Origin of the sequence: Desulfuromusa kysingii (genome assembly GCF_900107645.1) — a bacterium.
GTDB lineage: Bacteria > Desulfobacterota > Desulfuromonadia > Desulfuromonadales > Geopsychrobacteraceae > Desulfuromusa > Desulfuromusa kysingii.
In genome coordinates, this window is record NZ_FNQN01000006.1 from 135337 (window position 1) to 161111 (window position 25775).

The 25775-nt window shown below is 45.7% G+C and carries 17 protein-coding genes and 1 riboswitch; of the genes, 9 read left to right on the forward strand and 8 right to left on the reverse strand.

The genetic code is table 11. The features are described 5' to 3' along the window. Positions 1–4: 4 nt before the first annotated feature. Positions 5–349 (reverse strand): hypothetical protein, encoded by a 345-nt coding sequence (locus BLU87_RS10935; protein WP_139167542.1) that lies wholly within the window; start codon positions 347–349, stop codon positions 5–7. Between the two features lie 210 nt (positions 350–559). Continuing rightward, the gene (ribB, locus tag BLU87_RS10940; protein WP_092348166.1) at positions 560–1213 is read right to left on the reverse strand and encodes a 3,4-dihydroxy-2-butanone-4-phosphate synthase; all 654 of its coding nucleotides are present in this window, start codon (positions 1211–1213) and stop codon (positions 560–562) included. 102 nt (positions 1214–1315) lie between these two features. After that, positions 1316–1468: riboswitch (FMN riboswitch) on the reverse strand. A gap of 220 nt (positions 1469–1688) precedes the next feature. Here ribB and BLU87_RS10945 point away from each other — a divergent pair. From BLU87_RS10945 to BLU87_RS10955, 3 genes are read left to right on the forward strand one after another with little or no spacing between them, the layout of a single operon-like run. Further along, positions 1689–2165, forward strand: coding sequence for a MarR family winged helix-turn-helix transcriptional regulator (locus tag BLU87_RS10945; protein WP_092348192.1), 477 nt, complete (start codon positions 1689–1691; stop codon positions 2163–2165). Then, entirely contained in the window at positions 2162–3928 is a 1767-nt protein-coding gene (locus BLU87_RS10950) for an ABC transporter ATP-binding protein (RefSeq protein WP_175498360.1), read from the forward strand. The genes BLU87_RS10945 and BLU87_RS10950 overlap by 4 nt, the downstream gene beginning before the upstream one ends. Then, the gene (locus tag BLU87_RS10955) at positions 3921–5771 is read left to right on the forward strand and encodes an ABC transporter ATP-binding protein (protein WP_175498361.1); all 1851 of its coding nucleotides are present in this window, start codon (positions 3921–3923) and stop codon (positions 5769–5771) included. Before BLU87_RS10950 ends, BLU87_RS10955 begins: the two co-directional genes overlap by 8 nt. A gap of 58 nt (positions 5772–5829) precedes the next feature. On the opposite strand, the gene BLU87_RS10960 is transcribed toward BLU87_RS10955, so the two are convergent. Further along, on the reverse strand, positions 5830–6252 hold the full coding sequence (locus BLU87_RS10960) for a hypothetical protein (protein WP_139167544.1): 423 nt from the start codon (positions 6250–6252) through the stop codon (positions 5830–5832). Positions 6253–6346: 94 nt separating this feature from the next. Here BLU87_RS10960 and BLU87_RS10965 point away from each other — a divergent pair, with 94 nt between their 5' ends. From BLU87_RS10965 to BLU87_RS10985, 5 genes are all read left to right on the forward strand, one after another. After that, positions 6347–7498 (forward strand): exonuclease SbcCD subunit D, encoded by a 1152-nt coding sequence (locus tag BLU87_RS10965; protein WP_092348201.1) that lies wholly within the window; start codon positions 6347–6349, stop codon positions 7496–7498. Further along, positions 7498–10557: an AAA family ATPase gene (locus BLU87_RS10970; protein ID WP_092348205.1), complete on the forward strand. Its 3060-nt coding sequence runs from the start codon at positions 7498–7500 to the stop codon at positions 10555–10557. Before BLU87_RS10965 ends, BLU87_RS10970 begins: the two co-directional genes overlap by 1 nt. A gap of 101 nt (positions 10558–10658) precedes the next feature. Continuing rightward, complete coding sequence (locus BLU87_RS10975; protein ID WP_092348209.1) at positions 10659–11738, forward strand: cache domain-containing protein; 1080 nt, start codon at positions 10659–10661, stop codon at positions 11736–11738. A 163-nt stretch (positions 11739–11901) separates the two neighbouring features. Next, complete coding sequence (locus tag BLU87_RS10980) at positions 11902–14571, forward strand: PD-(D/E)XK nuclease family protein (RefSeq protein WP_139167546.1); 2670 nt, start codon at positions 11902–11904, stop codon at positions 14569–14571. Continuing rightward, a complete protein-coding gene (locus BLU87_RS10985; RefSeq protein WP_092348218.1) occupies positions 14561–17872 on the forward strand; it encodes a UvrD-helicase domain-containing protein in 3312 nt (1103 codons plus the stop codon). The genes BLU87_RS10980 and BLU87_RS10985 overlap by 11 nt, the downstream gene beginning before the upstream one ends. A gap of 20 nt (positions 17873–17892) precedes the next feature. On the opposite strand, the gene BLU87_RS10990 is transcribed toward BLU87_RS10985, so the two are convergent. Continuing rightward, positions 17893–18372 (reverse strand): putative ATP-dependent zinc protease, encoded by a 480-nt coding sequence (locus tag BLU87_RS10990; RefSeq protein WP_092348221.1) that lies wholly within the window; start codon positions 18370–18372, stop codon positions 17893–17895. A gap of 378 nt (positions 18373–18750) precedes the next feature. On the opposite strand from BLU87_RS10990, the gene BLU87_RS10995 reads away from it, so the two are divergent. Beyond that, complete coding sequence (locus BLU87_RS10995; protein ID WP_092348222.1) at positions 18751–21126, forward strand: AsmA family protein; 2376 nt, start codon at positions 18751–18753, stop codon at positions 21124–21126. A gap of 9 nt (positions 21127–21135) precedes the next feature. On the opposite strand, the gene BLU87_RS11000 is transcribed toward BLU87_RS10995, so the two are convergent. The 4 genes from BLU87_RS11000 to holB all read right to left on the reverse strand — a co-directional run bounded on the left by BLU87_RS11000 (position 21136) and on the right by holB (position 25629). Further along, positions 21136–21945 carry a TatD family hydrolase gene (locus tag BLU87_RS11000; protein ID WP_245706463.1) on the reverse strand — a complete coding sequence of 270 codons (810 nt, stop codon included), beginning with the start codon at positions 21943–21945 and terminating at the stop codon, positions 21136–21138. Positions 21946–21969: 24 nt separating this feature from the next. Further along, positions 21970–23499 (reverse strand): methionine--tRNA ligase, encoded by a 1530-nt coding sequence (metG, locus tag BLU87_RS11005; RefSeq protein WP_092348223.1) that lies wholly within the window; start codon positions 23497–23499, stop codon positions 21970–21972. 66 nt (positions 23500–23565) lie between these two features. Beyond that, on the reverse strand, positions 23566–24636 hold the full coding sequence (locus BLU87_RS11010) for a PSP1 domain-containing protein (protein WP_092348224.1): 1071 nt from the start codon (positions 24634–24636) through the stop codon (positions 23566–23568). Positions 24637–24657: 21 nt separating this feature from the next. Then, positions 24658–25629, reverse strand: a complete 972-nt coding sequence (gene holB / locus BLU87_RS11015) for a DNA polymerase III subunit delta' (protein ID WP_092348225.1) — start codon at positions 25627–25629, stop codon at positions 24658–24660. Between the last annotated feature and the right edge of the window lie 146 nt (positions 25630–25775).

A 25775-nucleotide genomic window follows, 5' to 3' on the forward strand; every position in this document is an offset into this window, starting at 1 on the left:
TGGTTCAAGCAAAAATATTGAGATAGGACCCGGGTGGTGGTGTGTCAACCGCGCTGGTCTGATATTTACTAAAGATGGAATTATTATTCTGCGTTGCGCTGGATTCCAGTTGCAGGGTCGTTGTCCCAACATCAGGAAAACGTTGGGGAATCTGTTTTTTTTCTTGCGACGCTGCGGTTGATTTAGGGTTGTATGTGTCTACATATTCAGCATCAATGACTTGTGCCGTTGCTGTATTCTTGGCGTAGCTATCCTTGGCCTGTTCCGTCGCCTGATTTGACGCAGATTGTCCCGAAGGCGTTATTGCTAACCTTGAATGATCCAGAATATATGAACTGTTAATCTGCATATCGGATAGAGCCATCTTATCAGTTGTTTAATTGCTCAATTTCACCTGTAACTATAGAGAACATTGTTGTTTTATACAAGTGGTGCATTTTTATTGCCTTCATCCAATGGGCAGTGACGTCAAACAATTTAATTCTTGTTGGCTGTATTGATACACGTGGGTTGTGCCGGACTTAAGCTCGGGACCATTCAGCCCGGCACAACAAGAACGTTAGCTGGCCTTCTCCTGGATGGCAACGCGGTAGTTCACTAAGTCTTCAATCGTTAGCACTGGCATGTCATGGTTTTTGGCAAAACAGATGACTTCTGGTAGTCGCATCATGGTCCCATCAACATTGGTTAATTCACAAAGAACGCCGTAAGGTTGCAAGCCCGCTAACCGCATCAGATCGACAGTTGCCTCGGTATGACCGCCCCTTTCCAGAACCCCTCCTGGACGGGCGCACAGAGGGAAGACATGACCTGGATGACACAAATCTGTCGGCTTTGCCCCGGCAGCGGTGGCGGCCTTTATGGTGGTCACGCGATCTGCGGCTGAAACGCCAGTGGTAACTCCTTGTGCCGCTTCAATGGAAACAGTAAAAGCGGTTTGGAATTGACAGCTGTTGTTTTCAACCATCATCGGTAGTTGTAGCTCTTGGACTTTTTCTTCAGGCAGACAGAGGCAGACGATGCCACTGCATTCGCGAATTAACATAGCCATTTGTGCGTTCGTTAACGATTGCGCAGCGAAGATCAGGTCACCTTCATTTTCTCGATCTTCGTCGTCAGTGACGAGAACTCCGCCACCATTGCGGAGTGTATTCAGGGCTGTTTCAACCCTTGCTGTGGAATTGCCAAATTGTGTTAAGGTTTGCTGATTCATGGTTTTCTCCTCCTGCGAGATGGTCCAGAATCAGGGCGATTGGGATTACGACAGAGATCTGTACAGAAAAGATATGCTAACATCTGCAGCTGTGACAACGTCCTCGATCCTCTTTTATCCGGACTTTAACCGTCGGCCCTGGCATTTCACCAGATCTGCTGACCTTCCTCCCCGATGGAAGAAGCGCTCGCGGGCTCCCCGCTCAAAAGTCGGGATACCGCCGGTGGGGACTTTCACCCCGCCCTGAGAATTCGACATATTATTTAAGTCAGATATGTTTTTCTGTCAATGTATTTTCAATACTTTATCGAATCATTATCATCGCATCTGATTTGTATCTCGGCCACACTTGTTTCGTTGTGTTTAAATTATTAAATCCTATGTTTTTGGAGCAAACAAAATATTGACAGATCCGGTCTTTTGGTTTTAGCTTAGCTGGTTAAGGATTAGCTTGCTAACTAAAGAGAATGATACGATGGAAAAGCTCACTGAAAACCTACAAGAACCGACACTCGGCCAACTATTGGCTCAAGTCAGCCGCCTGATTGGTCGCCATCGGCAATTGAAGCTGGCGAGTATCGGCCTGCATCATGCGCAGGGGATGATCCTCTCACTGCTCTGTCGTAATGATGGTATGTCTCAGATGGAACTTGGACATGCTTTGCACATTCGTCCACCCACCGCAACCAACACGTTACAACGGATGGAACGTGATGGCTGGATCATGCGCCAACGTGATCCAGCAGATCATCGTCTTGTCCGTGTCTACCTAAGCGATAAAGCCAAAGATTTCCATGAAGAGATTCGGCTCTCTTTCCATGAACTGGATCAAGAACTGAATTCTATCCTTGATGCGCAGGAACGGGAAACACTCCGCGCTTGCCTGGAAAAAGTAAACGACTACTTAACCGCAACGGTTGTGAAGCATGTTGTCGATGAGGAGATACGATGAAATCATTGTTTCGTCTTTACCGATTTCTGATTCCTTACCGGATACCATCGGTGATTGCTCTATTGCTTCTTTTTGCTATGGTTGCTGCCGATTTACTGATTCCACATTTGACCCAGCGTATCATTGATCAGGGCATCGGTGCTGGTGACCTCGAGGTGGTGATTACAACTGCTATGTTTATGGCCGGGGCAGCACTTCTTTCTGCCGCTTTTGCTATCGCCAATAATTATTTGTCAGTGAGTATCTCCATGGCTTTCGGCGCCGATCTGCGCAGTGCAATGATTCGCAAGACTCAGTCTTTCTCCTTCGCCAATCTGGATACCCTGCAAACGGGAAAACTTATCGTCCGTTCCACAAGTGACGTCAATGCCGTACAAATGATTGTCATGCTCTCACTACGTATCCTCACCCGTGCGCCGATTTGGGCTATTGGCGCAATTATTCTGCTGGTCATCACTAGCCCGCGATTAGCTCCGATTATGGCTGGTGCTATCCCCCTTATCATTTTGCTTGTCTGGCTCTTTGGTCGTAGGGCTCAACCGCTTTTCCTGATTGTGCAACAGCGACTTGACCGTCTAAATATTGTCCTTCAGGAAAACCTCGCCGGAGTCCGAGTCGTTAAGGCCTTTGTCCGCAGTCAACGTGAAACGACTCGGTTCGAAGCTGCGAACGATGAGCTGATGACCGGAACGATAAATGTCGCCCGCTTAATGGCTGTTTTCTCTCCGATTATGCTTCTGCTTCTCAATCTGTCTATAACCGCTGCTGTCTGGTTAGGGGGAAAGACTGCGCTGTCTGGAGGGATGACAGTTGGTGAGGTGGTGGCGGCAATCAATTATTTATCTTTCGCGCTGTTTCCAATTTTAATGCTCAGTGGCATGCTCGGCCCTATCTCGGCGGCTGACGCTTCGGCGCGGCGGATCTTGGAGGTACTTGATGCTGATACCTTGCCGCGTCGGGATGACGGTGCCGTTATTACCCATCAACAGGGGCGTATTGTTTTTGAAAATGTCTCTTTTAGCTACCCAGGAGAGACTTCCGAAGCGGTATTGAGGGATATTTCCTTTGTTGCCGAACCTGGTCAAATTGTAGCCATTGTTGGTGCAACCGGATCTGGAAAGTCCACTCTGATCCACCTGATTCCGCGTTTTTATGATGTTAATGCCGGACGGATCACTTTCGATGGAGTTGATGTCCGTGACTTTGATCCCGCTGTATTGCGTCGGATGATCGGTATCGCTCTTCAAGAGACAGTCCTATTTACTGGCAGCATCGCTGACAACATCCGTTACGGACGCCCTGATGCAGATGACGAAGAGGTGAGGGCTGCCGCCAAGACAGCACAGGCCGATGCTTTTATCCAAGGGCTTCCGGAGGGTTATGCCACTATGGTTGGACAGCGTGGAGTTAACCTTTCAGGAGGACAACGACAGCGAATCGCCATTGCCCGGGCCTTGTTGATCAAGCCACGACTGTTGATTCTTGACGATTCGACCAGTGCCCTAGATATTGAGACTGAGATCAAGTTGCAAGACGCACTCGATGCTTTGATTGCTTCTGCTCGCCGCGCCATAACCTGTATCATTGTTGCACAGCGGATCAGTACAGTACTCCTCGCCGATAAGATAATTGTCCTCGATCATGGTCAGATCAGTGCCTGTGGCAGTCACCAACAGCTGTTACAAGAGAGTTCTGTCTACCGCGATATATATCGTTCCCAGTTGGGAGAATTGTCAGCAGCTGAAGGGGAGACACATGAGTGACGTCAGTCAAAAAAAGACTGCACCAGTACGTATGGGTGGTCTCCATGGGCCGGGTGGGCGTGGGGCTGGGGGACACAGTAGCGAGCGACCAAAAGACGCCAGAGGAACATTGAGGCGATTGTTGGCTTATCTTGCTCCGCAGCGTGGGAAAATAATAGTGGTCGGGATTGTCGCCACTTTAAGTACAGTCCTGGCGCTCGCTGCACCATGGTTGATGGGGGCGGCTATTGATCAACTTATCGAGCGCAATATCGAGGGCCTAGCACAAATGTGCCTGCTGATGTTCGCTGCTTATTTCTTTTCCGCAGGAGCACAGCTGGTTCAAGGAGTTCTTCTTGTTGGAGTGGCTCAACGAGCAATGCGTACTTTGCGTGCGACGCTGTTTAAGCGCTTGCAACGGTTCCCTTTGAGTTTTTTTGATGCACGACGTCAAGGTGATTTGATGAGCCGGTTGACGAATGATATGGATGCCATCAGCCGGGTATTGACCGATAATGCAGCACAGCTGTTTACGGGAATCCTTACATTAGTTGGGATTCTTTGCATCATTTTTGTTCTTAGCCCTTGGTTGGCTTTGGGTTCGATGCTTGTCTTTCCATTGATGTTGGGGTTGGTTGGTGGTGTCGGTCGGCGTACGCGCACGGCTTTTCGTGATTATCAGAAACGCCTTGGAGAGCTCAATGCTGTGTTGGAAGAGACTTATAGTGGTCAGCGAGTAGTTCTCGCTTTTGGCCAAGAAGAAACAGTCCTGACTCAGTTTGATGAGGCTAATCAGGCGGTCCGTAGGGTCGGAGTTAAAGCAATGACTTTGGCATTGCTAGTGATGCCGATGATGGGTATTTTATCGAATCTGAATGTCGCTGTGCTCTGTGGCCTAGGGGGTTGGCTGGCCATCAAGGGGATGGTGACTATCGGTGCTATTGCCGCTTTTATTACCTATTCCCGACGCTTCGCAGAACCCTTGCGCCAGCTCGGCAATCTTTACAATCAGGTGCAGTCAGCCCTCGCTGGTGCGGAACGTATCTTCCAGTTACTCGATATCCCTGACGAACCAGTCAATCCGAATGAGAAGGAGATGATTCGAGTTGATGGTAAGGTTGAATTCGATCACTTAAGCTTTTCTTACGTCGCCGGATCACCGGTCTTGAGTGATATTTGCCTCAATGTTCGCCCCGGTGAGCGTGTCGCTCTGGTTGGTCACACTGGTGCTGGCAAGACCACTCTGGTGAATCTGTTGTCACGTTTTTACGAGCCCCTGGCTGGCGAGATCCGTATCGACGGTATTGATATTCGCACTGTCTCACGCGACAGCTTGCGCCGTCAGCTCGGTGTTGTCCTGCAACAGTCTTTCTTGTTCAGCGAATCGGTGTTGGAAAATATTCGATATGGACGTCTCGATGCTAGTGACGAAGCTGTTATTAAAGCGGCACAGTTAGCTCACGCCGACGGCTTTATCCGTCGCCTTCCACAGGGATATGGCACAATTCTCTCGGAGCGTGGCGAGAATCTCTCTGAAGGGCAGCGCCAACTCATCACTATCGCCCGGGCAATTCTTGCTGACCCAGCAATCCTTGTCCTTGATGAGGCCACAAGCTCAGTCGATACCCGCACGGAAGTGCAGATTCAGAAGGCTCTTAATGAATTGATGAAGGGGCGTACCAGCTTTGTCATTGCCCACCGTTTATCGACTATCATCCATGCTGATCTGATTGTTGTCATTGACAAGGGGAGGGTGGTTGAACAGGGAAGCCACGAAACGCTTCTTGCTCAAGGCGGCGCATATCAGCATTTGTATGCCAGCCAGTTCCGGGATCAGCGAGTCGCTAAGATTGCAACAACATAAAGCCGTGTATCGACCCGTCTTTATTGATCTTGTGCTGGACAAGCCGAACTGAAGGAAGCTATTGAGCGGGCTGTTTTTCGATCCGCTCTACCTTCACCCGTTGCCAACCTTTTGTTTTCATGCAGATACGAAAGAATCGATCCAGATCGTCCTGACGTTGAAAAAATTTGTAGTGACTGTAGTTGTTAAAGTAGGGATCAAACGATTTAACTTTGCCCTTATGGTGGTTGTGGCGGTTATACGGCCAATAATAACGGACGTTGTATCTGGCATAATCATAGTAATAATTGATGCTGTCAACTTCGGCTTTGGCTAGATCCCAGCACTCTTTCCGGTCTTCTTGTAACTGCATCTCATCCAACATGTTGGGATGTTGCCAAGTCCAGTAACTGTTACTGACACAACCACAAAGCAACAGCACAATGAGAATCATTAGCAGTTTGAATAAATATTGAATCCTGTGTGGCTTTCTGTGTCTCATGTTTCTATTATAACCGATCAAATACTCGTTTGATAAGAGCATCGATCCTTTTTCTTTATGTTCATTTTATTAATTCTCAACCTGCGAGACTGATATGCGCATCCTTCATACTGCTGACTGGCACCTTGGGCGGATCTTCAACAAACGATACCTGACTGAAGATCAACGCCATATACTCAATCAATTGGAGAGTTATCTTGAAAAAACTCCCCCGGATGTTCTGATTATTGCGGGTGACATCTATGATCGCAGTATCCCGCCTGAAGAGGCTGTTAATTTGCTGGATAATTTTCTCAGTAGGGTTGTTTTACAATTAAAAATTCCAACAATTTTGGTGGGTGGTAATCATGACGGACAGGAACGGATGAACTTTGGGTCGCGGCTGATGCAAGATGCTGGCCTCTATGTTGTTGGCAGTATTTCATTGCAGCCCGTGCAAATTTGCATTGATGACAATGATGGACCGGTCTATTTCTATCCGATACCCTATGCGACTCCGATCGGTTGCCGGGAAATTTTCCCTGATGACGAGATAAAAACCCATCATGACGGTATGGAGAGGTTGATTGAAACTATTCATCAAATACATCCAGTAAAAGAACGTAAGGTCTTGATAACCCATGCTTTTGTTGCTGGTGGTGAATCCTCAGATTCAGAACGGATGCTAGGCGTTGGCGGAGCGACAGATGTTTCTTCCTCTCTTTTCAAGGAGTTCGATTATGTCGCCCTGGGTCACCTTCATCGCCCCCAGCGGGCTGGTGCTGACAATATTCGTTATTCCGGTTCATTACTGAAATACTCCTTTTCGGAAGCGGAACATCAAAAGGGGATGACCCTTGTGACTCTTGACGCGGATGGGTTTGTTGATTATCAATTGATCAATTTTACCCCGCTGCGTGATGTCAGAAAGATTGAAGGGAATTTCCTTGACCTGCTTGAGTCAGGGAAAATACATCCCAGTGAAGATTATTTGCAAATCATCTTACTCGACAAAGGGGCTATTCTGGATCCTTTGTCCCGTCTGCGTGAATTTTATCCCAATATCTTAGAAGTACGCCGCAAAATTCTTGATGCTGCGACCATGCCACAAGCACCTTCGCAACAGAGTGACTTTAAGGCTCGTTCTCTGGAGGATCTGTTTGCCGATTTCTATTCTCAAGTCACGGATGAGGATTTGACCGGAGAGCAGGCTCAGGTTTTTGCAAAAGTTGTGAACACAGATAAAAGCAACTTAGGAGGAAACTGATGCGACCTTTAAATCTCACTCTCGTCGCTTTCGGTCCTTATGCTGGAGAGCAGGTTTTCGATTTCACTGAACTGGGAGACCATAACCTGTTTCTCATCACCGGTAATACTGGCTCCGGCAAGACGACCATGTTTGATGCTATGAGTGTTGCTTTGTTCGGTGAGAGTTCTGCTGGCCAGAATGGGCGCCAAGCGCGGGATCTGCGCAGTGACTTTGCTCAAGCAGGCACCTTGACGGAAGTGACCTTTGATTTCAGCCTGGGGCGAGGGAAAATCTACCGCGCATACTATGCACCAGAGCAGGAACGACCCAAAAAAAAGGGTGATGGCTTGATAAAAATCAACGCTGCAGCTTCGCTTCACGCCATCTCTCTTCAAGCCCCTCCCGAATTGTTGGCCGAAGGGGTCCGATCCACCAAAGAAAAGATTGAAAGCCTGCTGGGGCTTGATGCGCATCAGTTTCGACAAGTTGTGATGCTTGCCCAAGGACAGTTTCGTGGACTTTTGGAAGCCGATTCGCAGAGCCGAGAGAAGATATTTGAAACCCTCTTCGGCACCCAGTATTACGCCCAGATAGAAAGAATTCTCAAAGAACAGGCTGCTGACATACAGCGACTACACCGTGAATCCCAGGGGAAGTTGCAAACAATTCTCGAAGGGACAGAGTCTGCAACTCTTCAAGAACTTAAAGATGCAGTCCTATGGCAACAAGGGCAGTTGGATCAATTGCAACAGGCCGAAAAAGCAGCTGAAGAAGTAACCCTGGTTAGACAGCAAGCGTTCGATGCCGGCAAGTCGAATAATGAAAAGATAAATCAACTTGCAACGACCCGCTTGGTTTTACAAAAACTTCAGGATCAGGCGGACAGTTACAAGACGAAAAAGGACCATCTGCAACGCGCTGAAATGGCCGCTCATATTTTACCTTATTACCAGGGGCGAAATACGCGCCAAGTTGAAGTTTCTCAAGCCGAAGAGCGACTGAAGAAGAATCGGAGTGATGCCGCAGGAGCTAAGGTTAAACTCGAATTGGCTGTTGCAGCCATGAAGCAGATTCAGGACAAACGCCCTGCAATTGAGGAGAAAAATAGGCAACGGCTAACTCTGGAAGGGATGCAGGTAAAGCTGGAGCAATATTCGCAGTCGTGCCGGGATCTAAAAGCAGCCGAGCAACATAGAACCACCTCACGTCACAACTATTTAGAAGCAAAAAGTGATCTGGACAGCTTGCGACAGACAATGCGTGACTTTCGCCAAAAATTAGTAGAGCAACGACATAATGATCAGGATCTGGATGCTATTGAGGCTGCTGGTAAAGCGGTCAGATCCTTGATTGATACCCACAAAGACATAGATAGAATAAGGCAAGAGATCGAAGATCATCGCTCTCATGTCAATCTCGCCAGTCAAACGGTCGCAAACCGCAAAAATGAAATAAACAAAGTCAAGCAGGAGCAGAGACAGAAACTGACGGTCTGGCTGTCAGATCAGGCCGTGCGGATAGCATCAACCTTAGAGGTAGGTCAACCTTGTCCGGTCTGCGGCTCCCTCGAACATCCTAATCCAAACCGGCATAGTGAGCACAGTATCACTGATGAACAACTCTCTGATCTTGATGAAAAGTTAGCTCGGATTGAAGATTTGCTCGAACAGGAGCAACAGACGCTTAATCGATTGCAGGATGAACAAAGTAATCGTATGACCCGCAAAGAAACTTTGAAGCAGACCTTGGGGGATGAAAATAATATTCCTCTTGAACAATTGGTTCAGCAACGGGAAGCTCTTAAACTTTCATATCAGAAGGTCAGTGCCGGAAAAAACATCATTAAAAATCTCGAAGAGCAGGTTGATACTTTGGAACAACGCGAAGTTCAGACCGATAAAACCCTTGAACAGCTACAATCTGCCGCGCAATTGGCAGAGGCTGAAGTGACAAGACTTTCTACCATTGTTACCGCCCTTGAGCGGGATATTGCTGAACCCTATCGTCAACCAGGGGTTTTGCTTCAACAGCTTAACCACCTGACACAGCAGATCGAAGCATTTGATCATGAATTGCAACAGCATGATGAGATACATCAGACGGCGAGTCGTCTGTATACCACAACAAAAGAGAAGGTGAATGGTGCTGAACAAGATGTGAATCGCTGTGAAACCGCATTGTCTGATGCTTCCAGTGATTACTTCTCACGGCTTAATACGTCAACTTTTATTGATGAAGCTGACTTTCTTGCCGCGATTCTGCAAGAGGAGGCTCGATCTGAACTGAAGAGTTCGATTGAGTCATACAACGCCGCTTTAGCCCTAGCCACTGCCAACTATAAGCAGGCGGAGATGGCGGCTACAGGTATTTATCCGGTTGATCTGGAAATACTACAGCAGTCTCTGGAGGCAGCAAGTACAGAATATAATCGGTGCATCGAAGAGAAAGTCACGTTACAAACAACTTTAGAAGCACGAACAAAAGAGTTAGCAAGGGCTCAACAGGAACAAAAAGCCATTGATCGATTGGATATTGAATATCATACCCTCGGTCGAATCGCTGATGTTGCTAACGGCAATAATAATAGAAGGACCTCCTTTCATAGATTTATACTTCAGACCTTGTTGGATGAAGTTTTGGAGGTCGCATCCAGGCGGTTATTGAAGATGACAGATCAAAAATTTTATCTGTCCCGGGATGAAGGATTGCGTGATGCGCGTAAGCAGGCGGGGCTTGATTTGATCTTAACCGATACCTTTACCGGGACCCAACGCTCGGTGAAGTCTCTCTCCGGGGGGGAAGGTTTCCTTGCGGCCTTGTCCCTTGCGCTTGGTCTTTCTGAAGTGGTTCAAGCGCATGCCGGGGGGATAAGACTTGATACCATTTTTATAGATGAGGGTTTTGGAAGTTTAGACCCCGCTGCATTGGATCAAGTGATTGATGTTTTAAATAGCCTTTCAGGAGAGGGGCGTTTAGTCGGAATTATCTCTCATGTTCCTGAGCTTAAACAACAAATTGGGGCACAACTTCAGGTGCAGCAAGGCTTAAATGGTAGCACCGCCTCTTTCCGCGTTTGACCAAGCACAAAAATTTGTTTGTTTTAAATAAAATATATTATAGAATGCTGTTTGTCTTTTTTAATTTCTGAACATAATAGCGTTTTGAGGTGGAGGAACACATGGCAAAGCAAGTTAAGATTGGTATATCGCAAAAATTACTGTTAACGCTGTTGGTGGTTGCTTTAATTCCATTTGTAAGTATTTGGTTTATAAGCTACCAGAGCAATAGCCGTCTGACTGAAGAAAAAGTCAATCAAGAATTGACAGCTATCAATAATATCTTGACGACGCATGTTGATGATTGGGTTGATCTGAATCAACGGATGTTGAAGCAGAACGCTTCATTAGCCGAGATGAAGTCAATGCATTCACGCTTGCAGAATCCCATCTTAGAATCAATCAGTCGCTACTATGATTGGGCTTATCTGGTTTTTACTGTTGACCCAAAAGGCAACAATATTGGTCGGAGTGATGGCAAAAAAACGACTTATTACGGGGACCGTACATACTTTAAGCAGGTTGTTGATGGCGACCTGTTTGGTGAACAGCTCTTGATTGGTAAAACCTCTGGCAAACCAGCGATGGTTCTTGCTACGGGGATCTATGAGTCGACAGGAGATCTTAAAGGCGTTCTAGCTCAGGCGATGACCTTAACGGACTTGTCTGCAAAGATTGTCAATAATCGGATTGGTAAGACGGGCTTCACCTTTCTCGTTGACCAAAAAGGGGAGGTTATCGCCCATCCCGATCCAGAGTTAACCCGTTCTCGGGTCGATCTGAGTAGTCACCAAGCTTTGAAAGCATTAGCTCAAGGTCAACATACTTCAATGTATGTAGATGACAGTGGCAAAAAGATTGTCGCGGTCGCAAAGAAGACGACACAAGGTTGGACGATGGTCACCCAACAGGATTATGCCGAGGCATATCGATTGATCAAAGTAGAAAATCAGAAGGCTCTCTATCTGTTGATTGCTACCTTTGTGATCGTTTGTCTGATTGCAGTCTTATTGTCACGCAAACTAACAGCACCAATTCGTGACTTGACGGAGATCGCTGATAAATATAGTCAAGGTCAACTCGATCTTAAAATTTCTGGATTAAATCGAGGTGATGAAATCGGTCAACTCAGTCAGGCTATCGATCGACTCGGGACCAGTATCCGCATCGCTATGAATCGCCTGCAGAAAAAGAAATCTTAGTGTTGACCTCCGGGACGGTTTATTTGCTGTCCCGGAGGTCGTTAGCTCATTTTTGGTAGCGTTTCAGTACGCCTCTTTTACACCAGATAATTATTCCCATTAGTCATCCATCTGCTAAGATAGGGTGAGTTTCGCCAATGACATCTCCTAAAGGTTTTTCGGTGTGATAGATTCGCAAAAAATGATCATTGATGCCGCAGCAGATGGCGCCTTGATTCTGACTGTCAATAAACGCTTATATCGATATTTACGCGATCTTTTCGAACAAGAGATGCTAGCGAAGGGGGAGAAAGTCTGGGCAACACCTCAGATTGCCAGCTATGAATCTTGGTTGAGTCAATCCCTGTCAGACTTGGGAGAGGGTTGGCGGCTATTATCTCAACAACAACAAAAATGTCTCTGGGAAGAGGCGATAACGATATCCTCACATGGATCTCAGCTGGAATTATTGCAACTTTCTAAAACCGCTGAAAAAGCTCTTCAAGCGCATCAATTGCTCAACCAGTATTGTTTGACTCTCGATAATCAGCGTCTTACGGAGGATCAACAGGCTTTTTCTCTTTGGCAGCAGCACTATAAAAAACTTTGCCTTGAACAAGAATGGCTTGATCAGAGTGACTTGCCAGCGCGAATTATTGCCGCTCTTGAGCTAGGTCAGATTCAATCACCCGAAAAAGTTTTATTGTTTGGGTTTGATCAGTTTTCCCCTAGTCTTGTTCAGTTGATGGATTGTTTCAGAAGTTTGGGGGCTCGCTGTCAAATCGTTTCTGTCGATCCTGGAAAAAATATCAGAATCAGCCGCTTTGGTGCACGAAACAGTCGCGATGAAATTGAATCCGCGGCCCGTTGGGTCCGGTTTCTGCTCGATAGCGGGGCCGAGTCCATTGGTGTTGTGGTTCCCGATTTACATCTGTGTCGTCGCCAGATTGAACGGGTCTTCCGACACCAGATTGATCCCGCTTCGACCATATCTCTGGATGCTGATGATTCGGTATTCAGCCTATCTCTTGGTGGCCCTTTAGCAGAGCAGGGAGTTGTCTATGCTGCTCTGGAATTTCTATCCGTTAACCATCAAGTGACTCTGGAGCAGATCTCTTTTCTGTTACGGACTCCCTATCTTGATGGTGCACAACATGAGGCAGATCATCGTGCTCTGTTTGATAAGAGGCTTCGATCTTTTAGACAGCAGACGTTTACGTTGTCTGGGCTGATAAGTTTGCTTACAGAGAACGCAGGGTTGAAGGTATTCTCTACTCTCTTAAGAGCTTTACAAAAAAACCTGCAAAACAATGAAAAATATCTACCCGGAACTTGGGCGATCCGCTTTGCAGATGAATTGCATGCATTGGGATGGCCCGGTGAACGGTCTCTTGTCAGCAGTGAGTATCAAGCCATTAAGGTCTGGCAGGAGAAGGCTTTATCTGTTTTGGTTTCACTGGATCCGTTACTTCCGGCATTGACACGACAACGGGCTCTTAGTCTACTTCGTCGTATCAGCAGTGATATTGAATTTCAACTTGAAGGTCCTTCAGGACCGGTTCAAGTTGTTGGCTTGCTGGAATCTTCGGGTTTACAATTTGACCATCTCTGGGTCATGGGGATGGGCGAGACATCCTTGCCCGCAAGGCCACAACCAAATCCATTTATCCCTTTAAAACTTCAACAGCTCAATGATATGCCCCACTCCAGTTCTGCCCGCGAGTTGGAATTCTCTGAACAGGTGATTGCCCGCATTAAGGCTTCCAGCTCTGATATTGTCTTCAGTTATCCGCTTCGTGATGGTGATTGTGACTTGCGTCCAAGTCCATTAATACCTCTGCCAACAGTAGAAAACCAACCAGCATTGTCCCCTTTTAATGATCTGTCGTCCTTGATGCAGGCGGCTTCGGAGCCGTTACAATATTTAGATGATCAAACTGGACCGCCGCTGCGGCAAAAGCTCGTTGAAGGGGGGACCAATCTGCTTAAAGATCAAGCTCATTGCCCCTTTCGGGCATTTATCCACTGTCGTTTGCAAGCCCAGGGTTTCTCTGTCCCTGAACCAGGTATCTCACCAATCGCTCGTGGAGATCTTGTCCATTTGACGCTTGAGAATGTCTGGAAAGAGCTAAAAAATCTGGATAATTTACTTAAGTTAAGTGACCAAGAGCGGGGCGATATGGTCAAATCAAAGGTAGCTGTAACATTCAAAACCTACTTTAAGGGTCGCACTCAGCCGCCAGAGAAACTTCTTAAACTGGAAGCGGACCGGATTGCTATTTTAATCGGAGAATGGTTGGAAAATGTAGAGATGAAGCGTGAATATTTTCAAGTTCTAGAAACTGAAAAACAGCATGTGGAGCAGATTGGGTCACTGAAAATCTCCATTCAGATTGATCGGATCGATCAGCTTGAAAATGGCCGTTGTCTTGTTATCGATTATAAAACGGGTGTGAACCTTCACGCCGAAGACCTCCTTAGCCAGCCTCTGATTGAACCGCAATTGCCAATTTATGCTGTTGCAGACACACAATCGGTAATCGATGCTGTTGTTTTTGCGAAGGTGCGACGAGGAGAGAGTCGCTTTATTGGTATTGTCAAAGAAAAGGGGCAGCTTGGCCGGGTGCGTGATCTCCAATCCTATTCTCAGGCCAAAGAGCTAAGTATTCATGGCTGGAATGAACTGTTACTTTTCTGGCAGCAACAGCTTGAACAACTTGCTGATGATTTTGCTTCAGGCAAAGCGGTGGTTAAACCTTATGATCTGGTGAAAAGCTGTCAATATTGCGATTTATCCGGGCTCTGTCGCATCGGTGAAACTTTTTCTGTGATTGGAGGCTCGGATGATTGCTGATTTTGATCAACGTGCCGCCGCTATTGATATCAGCCATTCTTGTATTGTTCAGGCCCCAGCCGGTTCTGGTAAGACTGAACTCTTGATTCAGCGGATTTTAGCTTTGCTTGCTGTTGTCGAGAAACCACAACAGATTCTCTCCATAACTTTTACCAACAAGGCAGCTGCAGAAATGCGCCAACGACTGTTGCAAGCGCTGGAGGCGGCGAGGGATAAGGCTTGCCCGACGGAACCTCATGCAGCGAAAACTTGGAATTTGGCATTTCAGGCTCTCCAACATCATGGTGATAGCTTGCTGCGTAATCCGGCCCAATTGAATATTCAGACTATCGACAGTTTTAACGTGACTCTGGTGCGGAAGATGCCCTGGGTGTCCCGATTTGGTAGTTTACCAGAAATCACCAAGGATGCTGATGCGCTGTACCGTTTAGCCGCTGAGAGACTGTTGTCTCAGCTTGAAACTGGTGGGGCAGGGCAGCAGCAGATCATGGTTTTGTTGCGGCATCTTGATAACAATGTCGGCTTGGTCAGTCAGCTCTTGGTTGGTATGTTGCGGCAGCGCGATCAATGGTTGCGGCATATGCTCTCTCATCGTGAAAATACTCGACAGAGTTTGCAGCAGGGTCTTGAGCGACTTTGTAGCGATTATCTAAAGTCAGTGAAGGAGCTGTTCCCCCATGCTTTGATTCCAGATTTGTTGGGTTGTTTTAATTTCGCTGGAATGAACCTGGCTGAGAGTTCACACGAAGGCTATAAATCATGCGACTCTTTACCGGGCATCGAGTTTGTTGACCTACCTCAATGGTTGATGATTGCAGATCTTCTGCTGACTTCTGCCGGGACTTTGAGAAAGACGGTCACCAAAAAAAATGGTTTTCCAGCTGGTCGAGAGCATCAGACAGAAAAACAACGGATGCTCTCGCTACTTCAACAACTGGAGTCTGAGAGCCGATTCGTCACGCAATTGGCGGCTATCAGGAGGCTTCCTCACGCGGGATATTCTGATAGTCAATGGTTGTTGTTAGAGACTTTAATTGAGTTGCTTCCGGTTCTGGTCGCTGAGTTATGGCTGGTCTTCCGGGCTCATGGTCAAGCGGATTTCTCTGAGATCGCCTTGAAGGCAAATTATGCATTAGGCGATGCCGAAGACCCTACTGATCTGCTTTTGCAGATAGATCATGACCTTCATCACATTCTTGTCGATGAATTTCAGGATACGTCTCGGTTGCAATACCAATTATTGAACACTTTGACATCCGGATGGAGTCAGGGAGATAGCCGTACTCTGTTTCTGGTTGGCGATCCCATGCAGTCAATCTACCGTTTCCGTGAAGCTGAAGTTGGTTTGTTCCTGCAGAGCTTCAAAGGACTGTTCGGAGAGGCATCGCTGCACTTAAAACCACTGCAATTATGTTGTAATTTTCGTTCTCAACAAGGAATCGTAGCTTGGGTCAACACCACTTTCAGTTCGATTTTCCCAGCGTCAATGGATGCAGCCAAGGGAGCTGTCTCTTTGTCCCGGGCTGTTGCCGTTAAGCCCGATTTGCCCGGAGATTCTTGTCGCTTCTACCCGTTTATTGGACGTAACGACACAGCTGAAGCTCTACAGGTTTTAGAATTAGTTAAGCAGAAACAAGCCGAAGATCCAGAGCAATCGATAGCTATCCTGGTCAGAGGGCGAAATCATCTAAAAGAAATCATGCCACTGCTCCGTCTGCATGAAATCCCCTATCAAGCTCAGGATATTGATTTACTCGGAGCTCGGCCAGCAGCATTGGATATCGTCCATTTGACCCGGGCATTGCTGCATCGTGCTGATCGGCTCTCCTGGTTGGCAGTCCTACGTGCTCCCTGGTGTGGTCTGACCCTAAACGATTTACACCAATTGGTTGCAGACCATGCTCGACAAACCATCCCCACATTGCTTACGAATGAGGAGCTGATACAACAATTATCCGCTGATGGCCAGTTACGGTTGCAACGGATCTGGCCGATTCTCAAAGTAGGAATGAAACGCCGTGGAAGTATCCCTTTGCGTCAGTTAGTTGAAAGTTGCTGGCTGTCATTGGGGGGACCGAGCAGTACCTCACCAGAAGGTTGTGCTGACGCACAAATGGTCTTTGAATTACTTGAAACTCTTGATAAAGGGGGAGACCTCGAAAGTTTTGATAAGCTTGATCAGGGGTTAAAAAAAATCTATGCCGAACCTGATAACCTGGTTAAGAGTCAATTGCAAATCATGACGATACATAAAGCCAAGGGATTGGAATTTGATACCGTCATTATTCCCGGGCTCGGCAAGTCTACAGGGAGATCAGAAAGTCCGCTCATGCGTTGGCAAGAACATCCTGATTATGGTTTGTTACTGGCACCAGTTTCTGCAAAAGGGAGTCAGGAGAAAGATCCTATCTACCAATTAATTGCGCAACTGGAACAGGAAAAACAGGATTTAGAGACTGGCAGGCTGTTATATGTGGCGACAACTCGTGCTATTCGTCACCTCTATCTGCTTGGACATGTCGATGAAACAAAGGATGGTGACCTCAAGCCGCGTCATGGCTCGATGCTGGAAAAGCTCTGGCCACTTTATCATGCTGTTTTTGAGAAAGCGGATGCGAAGACAGATGTCGTTGAACAGCCATTTATTCCACCACAATTGCAGCGGTTAAAACCTGACTGGTCGATGCCTGCCTCCCATTCAGTGCTTTTCCCTGTCCCTGAAAAGTCAAAGACAGCATCTTCGTCTCTTGACGCCGGAGAAATATTCAGCGGATGGGAGAATCCAGTCCATCGTCACGTCGGGACTTTAGTTCATCTGTTACTTGAGCAAATAAGCAAGAATGGCTTGGATTCATGGTTGCAAGAAGACAGCGACCGATTAAGAAAAAGAATCAAACAGCACTTGACTCATCTGGGGGTTGTCAGTTCTGATTTGCCTGGTAGCAGCTCCAAAGTCATTGCGATTGTCAAAAAAACCCTGGCCAGCCCACGTGGAAAATGGGTTCTCGATTCTCATCCTGAGCAGAGTTGTGAACTTCCTTTGACGGGAGTGGTTGACGGCCAATTATATCATGTTGTTATTGATCGCACTTTTGTGGCAGATGGGCACCGTTGGGTCATTGATTACAAAACCAGCATGCCGAAAATGGGTGAGGATTTAGCCACATTTCTTCGACGCGAAGCTGAGCATTATCAGCAGCAATTAGACATCTATCGACATTTGTTACAACACAAATATGGTCAGCTCCCGATCAAAGCCGCGCTCTATTTTCCAGCCGTGGACGGATGGTATGAGTACTAATCTGAGGCAACCACTTTCTCTCAATTCAGAGAGTTTGAGATTGAGTAATCGTTAACAATATCTCCTGTGAGATAGCTTTTCTGCGGATTCACTTTGACCAGACTCTTGATGTTTTGGGGCGCAAGATGTAAGCGGAATATTGACTCTTCACGATTCACTAAAGTTAGATCAATATTTTTTTTCATCGAACCTATGCGCATTTCTGTTTCAATCACGTAGCACCATTCTCTATCGCCATCAGCGAAGGAGACGAGTCGTCTGGTTTTAACTGGCATAACTGAGTAGACCTCGACGTCATTGTTGTCCTGTATGGGGTGAACGCCGAAGCTAATCATCAAGTCTTCACCCTCTTTAAATGTCGAAAAATCAAATATATTTAAAATTGATTGTTTTGATTCCATCACGACCTGAGCTTCAATTGCCGGAATTTTTAAAGATGGAAATGACACCCACTCACACCAACCAATATCCAGCAACAGTGAGTTTTTATTTTTTTTCATCAATTACGACTCCCAGTTAAAATGTGTTTATGTTAATGTTGAGTATGATATCGCGAGTATTTGAGAAAGTAAATTGTTCTAATATTAAAATTTAGGCAATATATGTATCGAAAAATAATAATGATTACCAATGGGTAGATTCCTGTTGTCTGCTACAGCAACTTATTCGCAGGAATTATTTTTGGGTGGTTTTGTCGCGGAATGGTTGGGTTTCGTTAACAATAATCGGTATGAGGATTGCTCATGCTGATAATTGTGGATGCTTTCCAATATTACGTTGCTTTATGTCATTTTCAGCAGTAAATTCTAATTCTTGTGTTACTTTTTTAGTCATAAAAGTTAAAATATCGATCTTGGTCGTTTTTTGGGGGTAATTATATGTCAACACCAGTAAAAATAAGTATTTACTTTGTCGTAGTTGCGGCGATTCTTGCTGTTGTTCTGACGATCTTTGTGAAAACCCATGTCACTGCAGATAACGTAAGAAAAGAATTTCTTCCATTGCTTGAAAAAACACTGGATAGAGAGGTTGATTTTGGTGCCGTCTCGATTGGTTTGTTCTCCGGTATTTCTGTTTCTGATCTCAATGTTAAAGAGAAGAATGGCAAGGATATCTTCTTCACAGTTGAAGCTGTTGAACTTCACTATCAGCTTTTACCCCTCTTACTTGGGAATGTGATTATCGATCGGGTCAACTTTGACCGTCCTGTTATCTCCTGTTCGCGCCTCGATCAAGGGGATTATAATTTCAGTGATTTATTGATTTCAAAGACCCCACGCAGTCACATTAATCCTATTATTGATAACATCAATATATCCGAAATTTTATCGGCTACGTTTAATCTTCTGGTCAAAGAGGTCATCGTTAATGATGGCACTCTCCTGTTTGTTGATAAATTGAAAAACCCTGTCTCCCCATTTCGTTATACCCTCAACCATCTACAGATAAAGGCGCGGCAAATAGCCTTTGATAAACCCTTTCCGGTTGATCTCTCTGCGGTTCTAAATGGATCAAACATCGATATATCAGGTCATTATGATCTCTCACAACAAACCGGAGATTTGACCGTTCACTTGGCCCCGCTGGACATACTTCCGTTTGCACCCTATTACCGCGACTCTCTTCCGGGTACGTTGGGATCGGCAAATTTAGCTCTTAAATTAGAAGCTGACCTACAACCAGGATTGATTGCATCTAAAGGGATGGTGGCTCTTGATAATGTTGATCTCATATTTAACAGTCAGACCCATGCGCGACTTAAAGATACACAATTAACGGTAGACTATGCCCTGACTTACGATGCAACCCAAGAGCTTTTTGATTTATCGACTTTATTGTTGAGTATCAACGATATCAACCTTGGAGCTGAAGGAAAGGTCGACCTTTCTGCGACTGATCCTTTCCTTGTCGCGACACTTTTTTTAAAAAAAATTGACCTGCGTGAGGTCATGCAAAGTCTCCCTGCGGATTTGACCAGACCCTATCAGAAATACAGTATTGCTGGAATTGTCGACGGACAGATTGATTTGTCAGGACGTTTAAGTTCTGGGACCGAGCTGCTGAAATCTGCTCGCTTAAACTTGACCGATGTGCGGGCTAGTGCAGAGAATCTACGCGCCGGGGTCAGTGGAGATCTAGTATATAAGGATCGCATGTTTCAATCTCAAAATCTGCAATTGCAGTATGGAGATCAGCAGGCGTTGTTGCAGTTTAAGTTTGAGAATGTCCAAGAGCATCATCTGCAAGGGAATTTTACTCTGACGGCTCAAACATTGGATGTCAACAAACTTCTTGGTCGAAGTGACATCGTTAATAACTCCACTACAAGAAACCGTGACCGCTCTCGTGAATTGCAACGACAACCCTCTTTGGCTGATGATATTGGCCCCTTTGATTTCCCTGTTGATCTGACTGGTGGGGTGGCGATTAATCGTTTGCTTTATAATGATCTCCCTCTGGATAAGGTTACAGCGACCCTAAGTTTAAAAAACAATTACTTGACCATTCTCAACCTTGACGGACTTGTCGCTGGAGGTGAATTAAAAACGTCCTCTGTTATTAATCTGGCGGAGCAGGGCTTGACTTATCAGGGAACTCTTGCTGTTAGTCAGTCAAAGATTATTCCCCTTGTCGGTGGGGTTTTACCGGATTTACAATCAAATATTTCAGGCAGTCTGCAATTGCACAATTCCTTTTCGGGACGGGGGACTCTTGCTGCTAATGTCCTTAGATATTTACACCTTAAGGGAAGTTTTAATCTCACCAATGGTCAACTCAGTGGTTCGTCAATGCAGGACGGTTTGGCTGAGTTTCTCGGCAGTACGGACTTGAAAACACTGAACTTTGATTCTTTGTCCGGGCAGTATGAATGGCAAGATGGCGTATCCCAGATCAGTACCCATCTTGATAGCTCCAGGGTAAAAATTTCTCCGTTTGGAACAATTGGCTCTGCAGGGCAGGTCGATCTGTTGGTCGGTACAAACTTTGCTCCTGAAATTCTAGCCAAGATGAACATCAGTCAGAACTTAAAACACACAATTTCAGACCGGCAAGGGTGGGGGCGTTTGCCTCTGTTGGTACAGGGCGATCTCAGTGAGCCGCAATTCGGTTATGATTCAGAAGCGTTACAAAAACAAATCGTTGCAATAAACAATCAGCAACATGCTGAAGAAGTACGACAAGCAGATCAGGATGACAAAAAATCGGTAAAGAAAATGCTTGATAATACGTTGAATAAACTTTTTGGGAAGTAACTCTCCTCTTTATACGGATGTCACTTTCACAGCACCTAAACCAAACAGACTTCGACAATTGGCGCTGGTTATTATTGCTACATCCTCAATCGTGAGGTCTTTGATTTCAGCAATTTTTTCAGCTGTATAACGAACTAATGCGGGTTCGTTGCGTTTTCCTCGAAATTTTTGGGGTGATAGATAGGGACAATCAGTTTCAACCAACATCCTGTCGATTGGAATGTGTTTAATGACGTCTCTGATCTCCTGATTTTTAGGGTAGGTGATGGTTCCGGTAAACGACAGGTAAAAACCAAGCTCTAGACATTGTTCAGCTATCTGTAAATCCCCACTGAAACAGTGGAGAACACCACCAATCTCAGAAGATTTCTCTTCTTTCAGTATTTGGATGACTTCATTGTGAGCATCACGATCGTGGATAATGATCGGTTTGCCCATTTCTCTGGCGAGTCGGATTTGCCGGCGGAAGGCATAACGTTGAATCTCACGTGGCGATCGATCTCGATAAAAATCAAGACCGATCTCTCCTAAGGCGACAACTTTCGGTTGGGTCAGCATTGACCTCAATATTTTTAAAGATTCATCGTCAATTTCTACGGCATCGTGGGGATGAACACCGACTGCCGCAAAAATATGTTCATATTTGTTGGCAATAGCAATGCTTTGTTCTGAGCTTTTAAGATCGCAGCCAATGGTCAGAATGTGACTGATGCCATTGGCTGTGGCACGATCTATTGTCGCGTCCAAATCGTCTACAAATTGTGAACCATCGAGATGAGCATGACTGTCGACTAACAATGAATCTTGATATTCCGCCACTTATCAGTACTCCTTGTATGGTTGTTACTCTGTTTCTATCCGTGGGAACAGTGGTGCCGCTTTCTCTATTGTTGTCCCTGGTTTCAGCCCCCCCCATTGATCTTGCCCATCCAGGGTTGGATTGTCTGAATCACAGCCCAGTATTTGTAGAATTTTTTTACCGGTGTCTGGCATAAATGGAGCGACAATCAAAGCGATGATTCGAATTGATTCCAAAAGATTGTAGATAACCGTGGATAATCGCTGACGTTGTTCTGGGTCTTTAGCTAGAGCCCAAGGGGCTGTCTCATCAATGTACTTATTGCCTGCTGAAATCAGTTCCCAGATGGCAATCAGAGTTTTGTTGAATGCAAGGTCACTTAGCAGCGAGTCAATCTTAATGATATTCGTCGCAAAAATGTCAATCAAGGCCTGATCTGTCTCATTGCCTTTATCTGGAGTCGGGAGTTCCCCTTTGAAATATTTGTTGAGCATTGCGGTTGAACGGCTAACCAGATTGCCTAAATCATTGGCCAGATCCGAGTTGATACGGTGGATCAGGGCGTTGTGAGAGAAATCTCCATCTAGGCCAAAAGGGACCTCGCGTAGCAGAAAATAGCGGATCGAATCGACCCCATATTTATCAATCAACATGTTCGGTTCTACGACATTACGTAAACTTTTGCTCATCTTTTGCCCTTCAACCGTCCACCAACCATGGGCAAAAACTTTTTCGGGCAGCGGCAGACCTGCGGCCATCAGAAAAGTTGGCCAATAGACGGCGTGGAAACGTAAAATATCTTTTCCGATAACGTGAGTTGCTGGCCAATATTTCGCAAAATTGCCATTTTGGTCTTCCGGGTAATCAAGGGCAGAAATATAGTTGGTTAAAGCATCAAACCAGACATAAATGACGTGTTTTTCATTCCCTGGGGCTGGTATCCCCCAGGAAAAGGATGTTCGAGAAATGGAAAGGTCCCGTAATCCTTCACGGACAAAACTCAGAATTTCGTTTCGGCGTGATTTGGGTTGGATAAAATCTGGATTGTCTTCGATGTGTTTAAGTAATTGATCCTGATATTTGCTCATTCGGAAAAAATAGGATTCTTCTTTTAACTTGGTTGTTGGCCGTCCACAATCAGGGCAGTTGCCATCAAGTAGCTGTGTCTCAGTCCAGAATGTTTCGCAAGGAGTACAATACCAATCCTCATATTCACCAAGATAGATATCACCCTTGGCTTCAATGGCTTTAAATTGTTCCTGAACTGTGTGCTTATGACGTTCCTGAGTCGTGCGGATAAAGTCGGTGTTGGATATGTTCAGTTTGGTCCATAATGCTTGAAAGCGCTTAACGACACGGTCTGCAAGTTCCAAAGGGGTTTCACCGTTTGCTTTTGCGGCCGTCTCAACTTTTTGACCATGTTCGTCTGTCCCGGTTAAAAAGGCCACATCGTAACCACGAGCACGTTTGTAACGAGCAATCACATCACAGGCAAGAGTGGTGTAGGCGTGTCCTATGTGGGGGACATCATTAACATAATAAATTGGGGTGGTAACATAAAAAGTTTTACTCATGTCTTGCTCCTGTGAAGGGTTTTTCTGTCGTTTGATTTATGGTTATAGCAAGATGATTTCTACACATCAAGATGGATTATCTGTGGGCTTTGCTTGTCTGTTGGTGCGCCGCCTTGGCCTTCTGCGTCTACGTTTACTTTTCTCCTGAGTCGGCTCTTCCTGCTTAGCTTTCTGCTCCGGCTTGACTGGAGGTTTTTCGGCATTATGCTTTTTGGCCACACGATGATTTGATTTGACTGGCTTACGTCTGGGCTTTTGTGGTTGTTGAGCTGCTTGCTTATCTGCTGGATTGGAGTTGGTTCCAACCGTTTCATCCTGTTTCTTTTCCGCCGCTTTTATCTCTTTATTAAGGTCGTCGATGTGCAACTGACGGCGCTCGCCATTGCGGATAAGAGTCACTTTTTGTGCCAGAATATCTCTTGAAATAACCTCAGCAGGACCAGTTTCTAAGAGCAGTTTTTTGCCGCATTTTGGCAGGGTCTTTTTCATTTCATTGTATGTCTCATACTCGTACGCTAGACAGCACAATAAACGACCACACTGGCCTGAAATTTTGGTTGGATTTAGTGCGAGACCTTGTGCTTTTGCCATTTTGACAGAGACGGGGACAAATTCTCGTAAATGATTGCTACAGCAAAGTTCACGGCCACAAATCCCTAAACCACCGACTTGTTTGGCCTCATCCCTGACACCAATTTGACGCATTTCAATCCGGGTACGAAAGTGTTGCGCCAAGTCCCTGACTAATTCTCGAAAATCAATACGACCATCAGCGGTAAAATAGAAGATGATTTTTGAACCGTCGAACAGATATTCTGCTCGAACCAGTTTCATCTCCATTTTCCGCTGTTTTACCCGTTGTTGACAGAACTGCAAAGCTTCTTGCTCGCGCAAGGCATTACTTTGTGCCATCTGCAAATCACTCTCCGTTGCAATCCGGAGGATCGATTTTAATTTCGGTGGCGCTTCGTCTGGGGTGATTTCACGCACATCTCTGACAACTTTCCCGAGGGCACGACCACGTTCAGTTTCAACAATGACCTTGTCGCCAAGAGATAATTCGAAATCCTGAGAATCAAAATCAAAAATTTTCCCAGCAGTGTGAAAAGATATACTAACTATTTTAAGTCCATCCATATGACTATAATCCTTATTAAATCAGGCATTTGTAATCCTCATCAACATAACCTCCAGCGCCAGCCGACAATTGACATTACGCTGTAAATGGAAACGTGTGGATTCTAATGCCTTTAATTTTGTCATTAGGCTCGGCGTTGAAAAAAATTGACTCTGACTATGTAAAATATCGAGAAGATCTATATTGACAAGATCGTCTTCCGAGCATCCATGACGAAGCAGGAGGATATCCCGATAAAAAGTTTGAAAAATATCTATAATATCAGGAAGTAATTCTTTTTCTGAATCAAGTTCATCAGCAAAAGCGAAGGTAGGGATAATACTGCCTGCTGATAGCGCTGACAAGGATTGAATCAGTTTTCGACGTTTTTCGAGAAATAACTCTTGATTCTTTCCTAATGCTTTTTTGAAGCTTCCCTCAGAAAGGGCTGCTAAAATCATTGCGTCACTGTTGTTCAGGTCTAGCTTTTGCGTCAAGACCTTGGCAATCTGTTGTTTCGGTAGCGGTCTGAAGGTTAGCTTCTGACAACGTGAACGGATCGTCGTCAGCAACGTTTCTGGCTGACTGGTAATGAGAATAATGATTGTCCCTTGTTGAGGCTCTTCCAGAGTTTTTAATAAGGCATTGGCTGCACCTACCGTGAAATGTTCAGCGCCATCGACCAGGCAAATCTTATAATCACCTTCGAGTGGTCGTAATGAGAGGACCTGTTGTAATTCCCTAACTTGATCAACCTTAAGAGCCGCCCCTTCAGCGAGAAGATAGTGAATATCTGGATGATTATTATGATCAATTTTCAAACAGGAGGGACAGTGACCGCAGCCGGTGCCCTGTGTACACAGCAATGTGCGTATGAAAGAGGTAGCAACAAGCCTCTTACCTATCCCTTCGGGGCCATCGAACAGGTAGGCGTGGGCAATATGCCGACGACTGATTGCCCGTAGCAGGATATCTTTCTCTCGTTTGTGGCCAGTTATTTCATCAAATGTCATAAAGTCGGCTGTTTATTAACGGATGCAAGGGTGATGTATTTAAAAATCTGCGAGAGTCACTAGCTTAAAGTAAACAATTATTATAGATAACGACAATGAAATGAATCAAGGTTAAACCATTTATTCGATAAATACCTTGGTCTAAT

Coding starts and splice junctions, on each gene's coding strand:
- BLU87_RS10935 (WP_139167542.1), bottom strand. CDS start 349: ATGCAGATTAACAGTTCATATATTCTGGATCATTCAAGGTTAGCAATA.
- ribB (WP_092348166.1), bottom strand. CDS start 1,213: ATGAATCAGCAAACCTTAACACAATTTGGCAATTCCACAGCAAGGGTT.
- BLU87_RS10945 (WP_092348192.1), top strand. CDS start 1,689: ATGGAAAAGCTCACTGAAAACCTACAAGAACCGACACTCGGCCAACTA.
- BLU87_RS10950 (WP_175498360.1), top strand. CDS start 2,162: ATGAAATCATTGTTTCGTCTTTACCGATTTCTGATTCCTTACCGGATA.
- BLU87_RS10955 (WP_175498361.1), top strand. CDS start 3,921: ATGAGTGACGTCAGTCAAAAAAAGACTGCACCAGTACGTATGGGTGGT.
- BLU87_RS10960 (WP_139167544.1), bottom strand. CDS start 6,252: ATGAGACACAGAAAGCCACACAGGATTCAATATTTATTCAAACTGCTA.
- BLU87_RS10965 (WP_092348201.1), top strand. CDS start 6,347: ATGCGCATCCTTCATACTGCTGACTGGCACCTTGGGCGGATCTTCAAC.
- BLU87_RS10970 (WP_092348205.1), top strand. CDS start 7,498: ATGCGACCTTTAAATCTCACTCTCGTCGCTTTCGGTCCTTATGCTGGA.
- BLU87_RS10975 (WP_092348209.1), top strand. CDS start 10,659: ATGGCAAAGCAAGTTAAGATTGGTATATCGCAAAAATTACTGTTAACG.
- BLU87_RS10985 (WP_092348218.1), top strand. CDS start 14,561: ATGATTGCTGATTTTGATCAACGTGCCGCCGCTATTGATATCAGCCAT.
- BLU87_RS10990 (WP_092348221.1), bottom strand. CDS start 18,372: ATGAAAAAAAATAAAAACTCACTGTTGCTGGATATTGGTTGGTGTGAG.
- BLU87_RS10995 (WP_092348222.1), top strand. CDS start 18,751: ATGTCAACACCAGTAAAAATAAGTATTTACTTTGTCGTAGTTGCGGCG.
- metG (WP_092348223.1), bottom strand. CDS start 23,499: ATGAGTAAAACTTTTTATGTTACCACCCCAATTTATTATGTTAATGAT.
- BLU87_RS11010 (WP_092348224.1), bottom strand. CDS start 24,636: ATGGATGGACTTAAAATAGTTAGTATATCTTTTCACACTGCTGGGAAA.
- holB (WP_092348225.1), bottom strand. CDS start 25,629: ATGACATTTGATGAAATAACTGGCCACAAACGAGAGAAAGATATCCTG.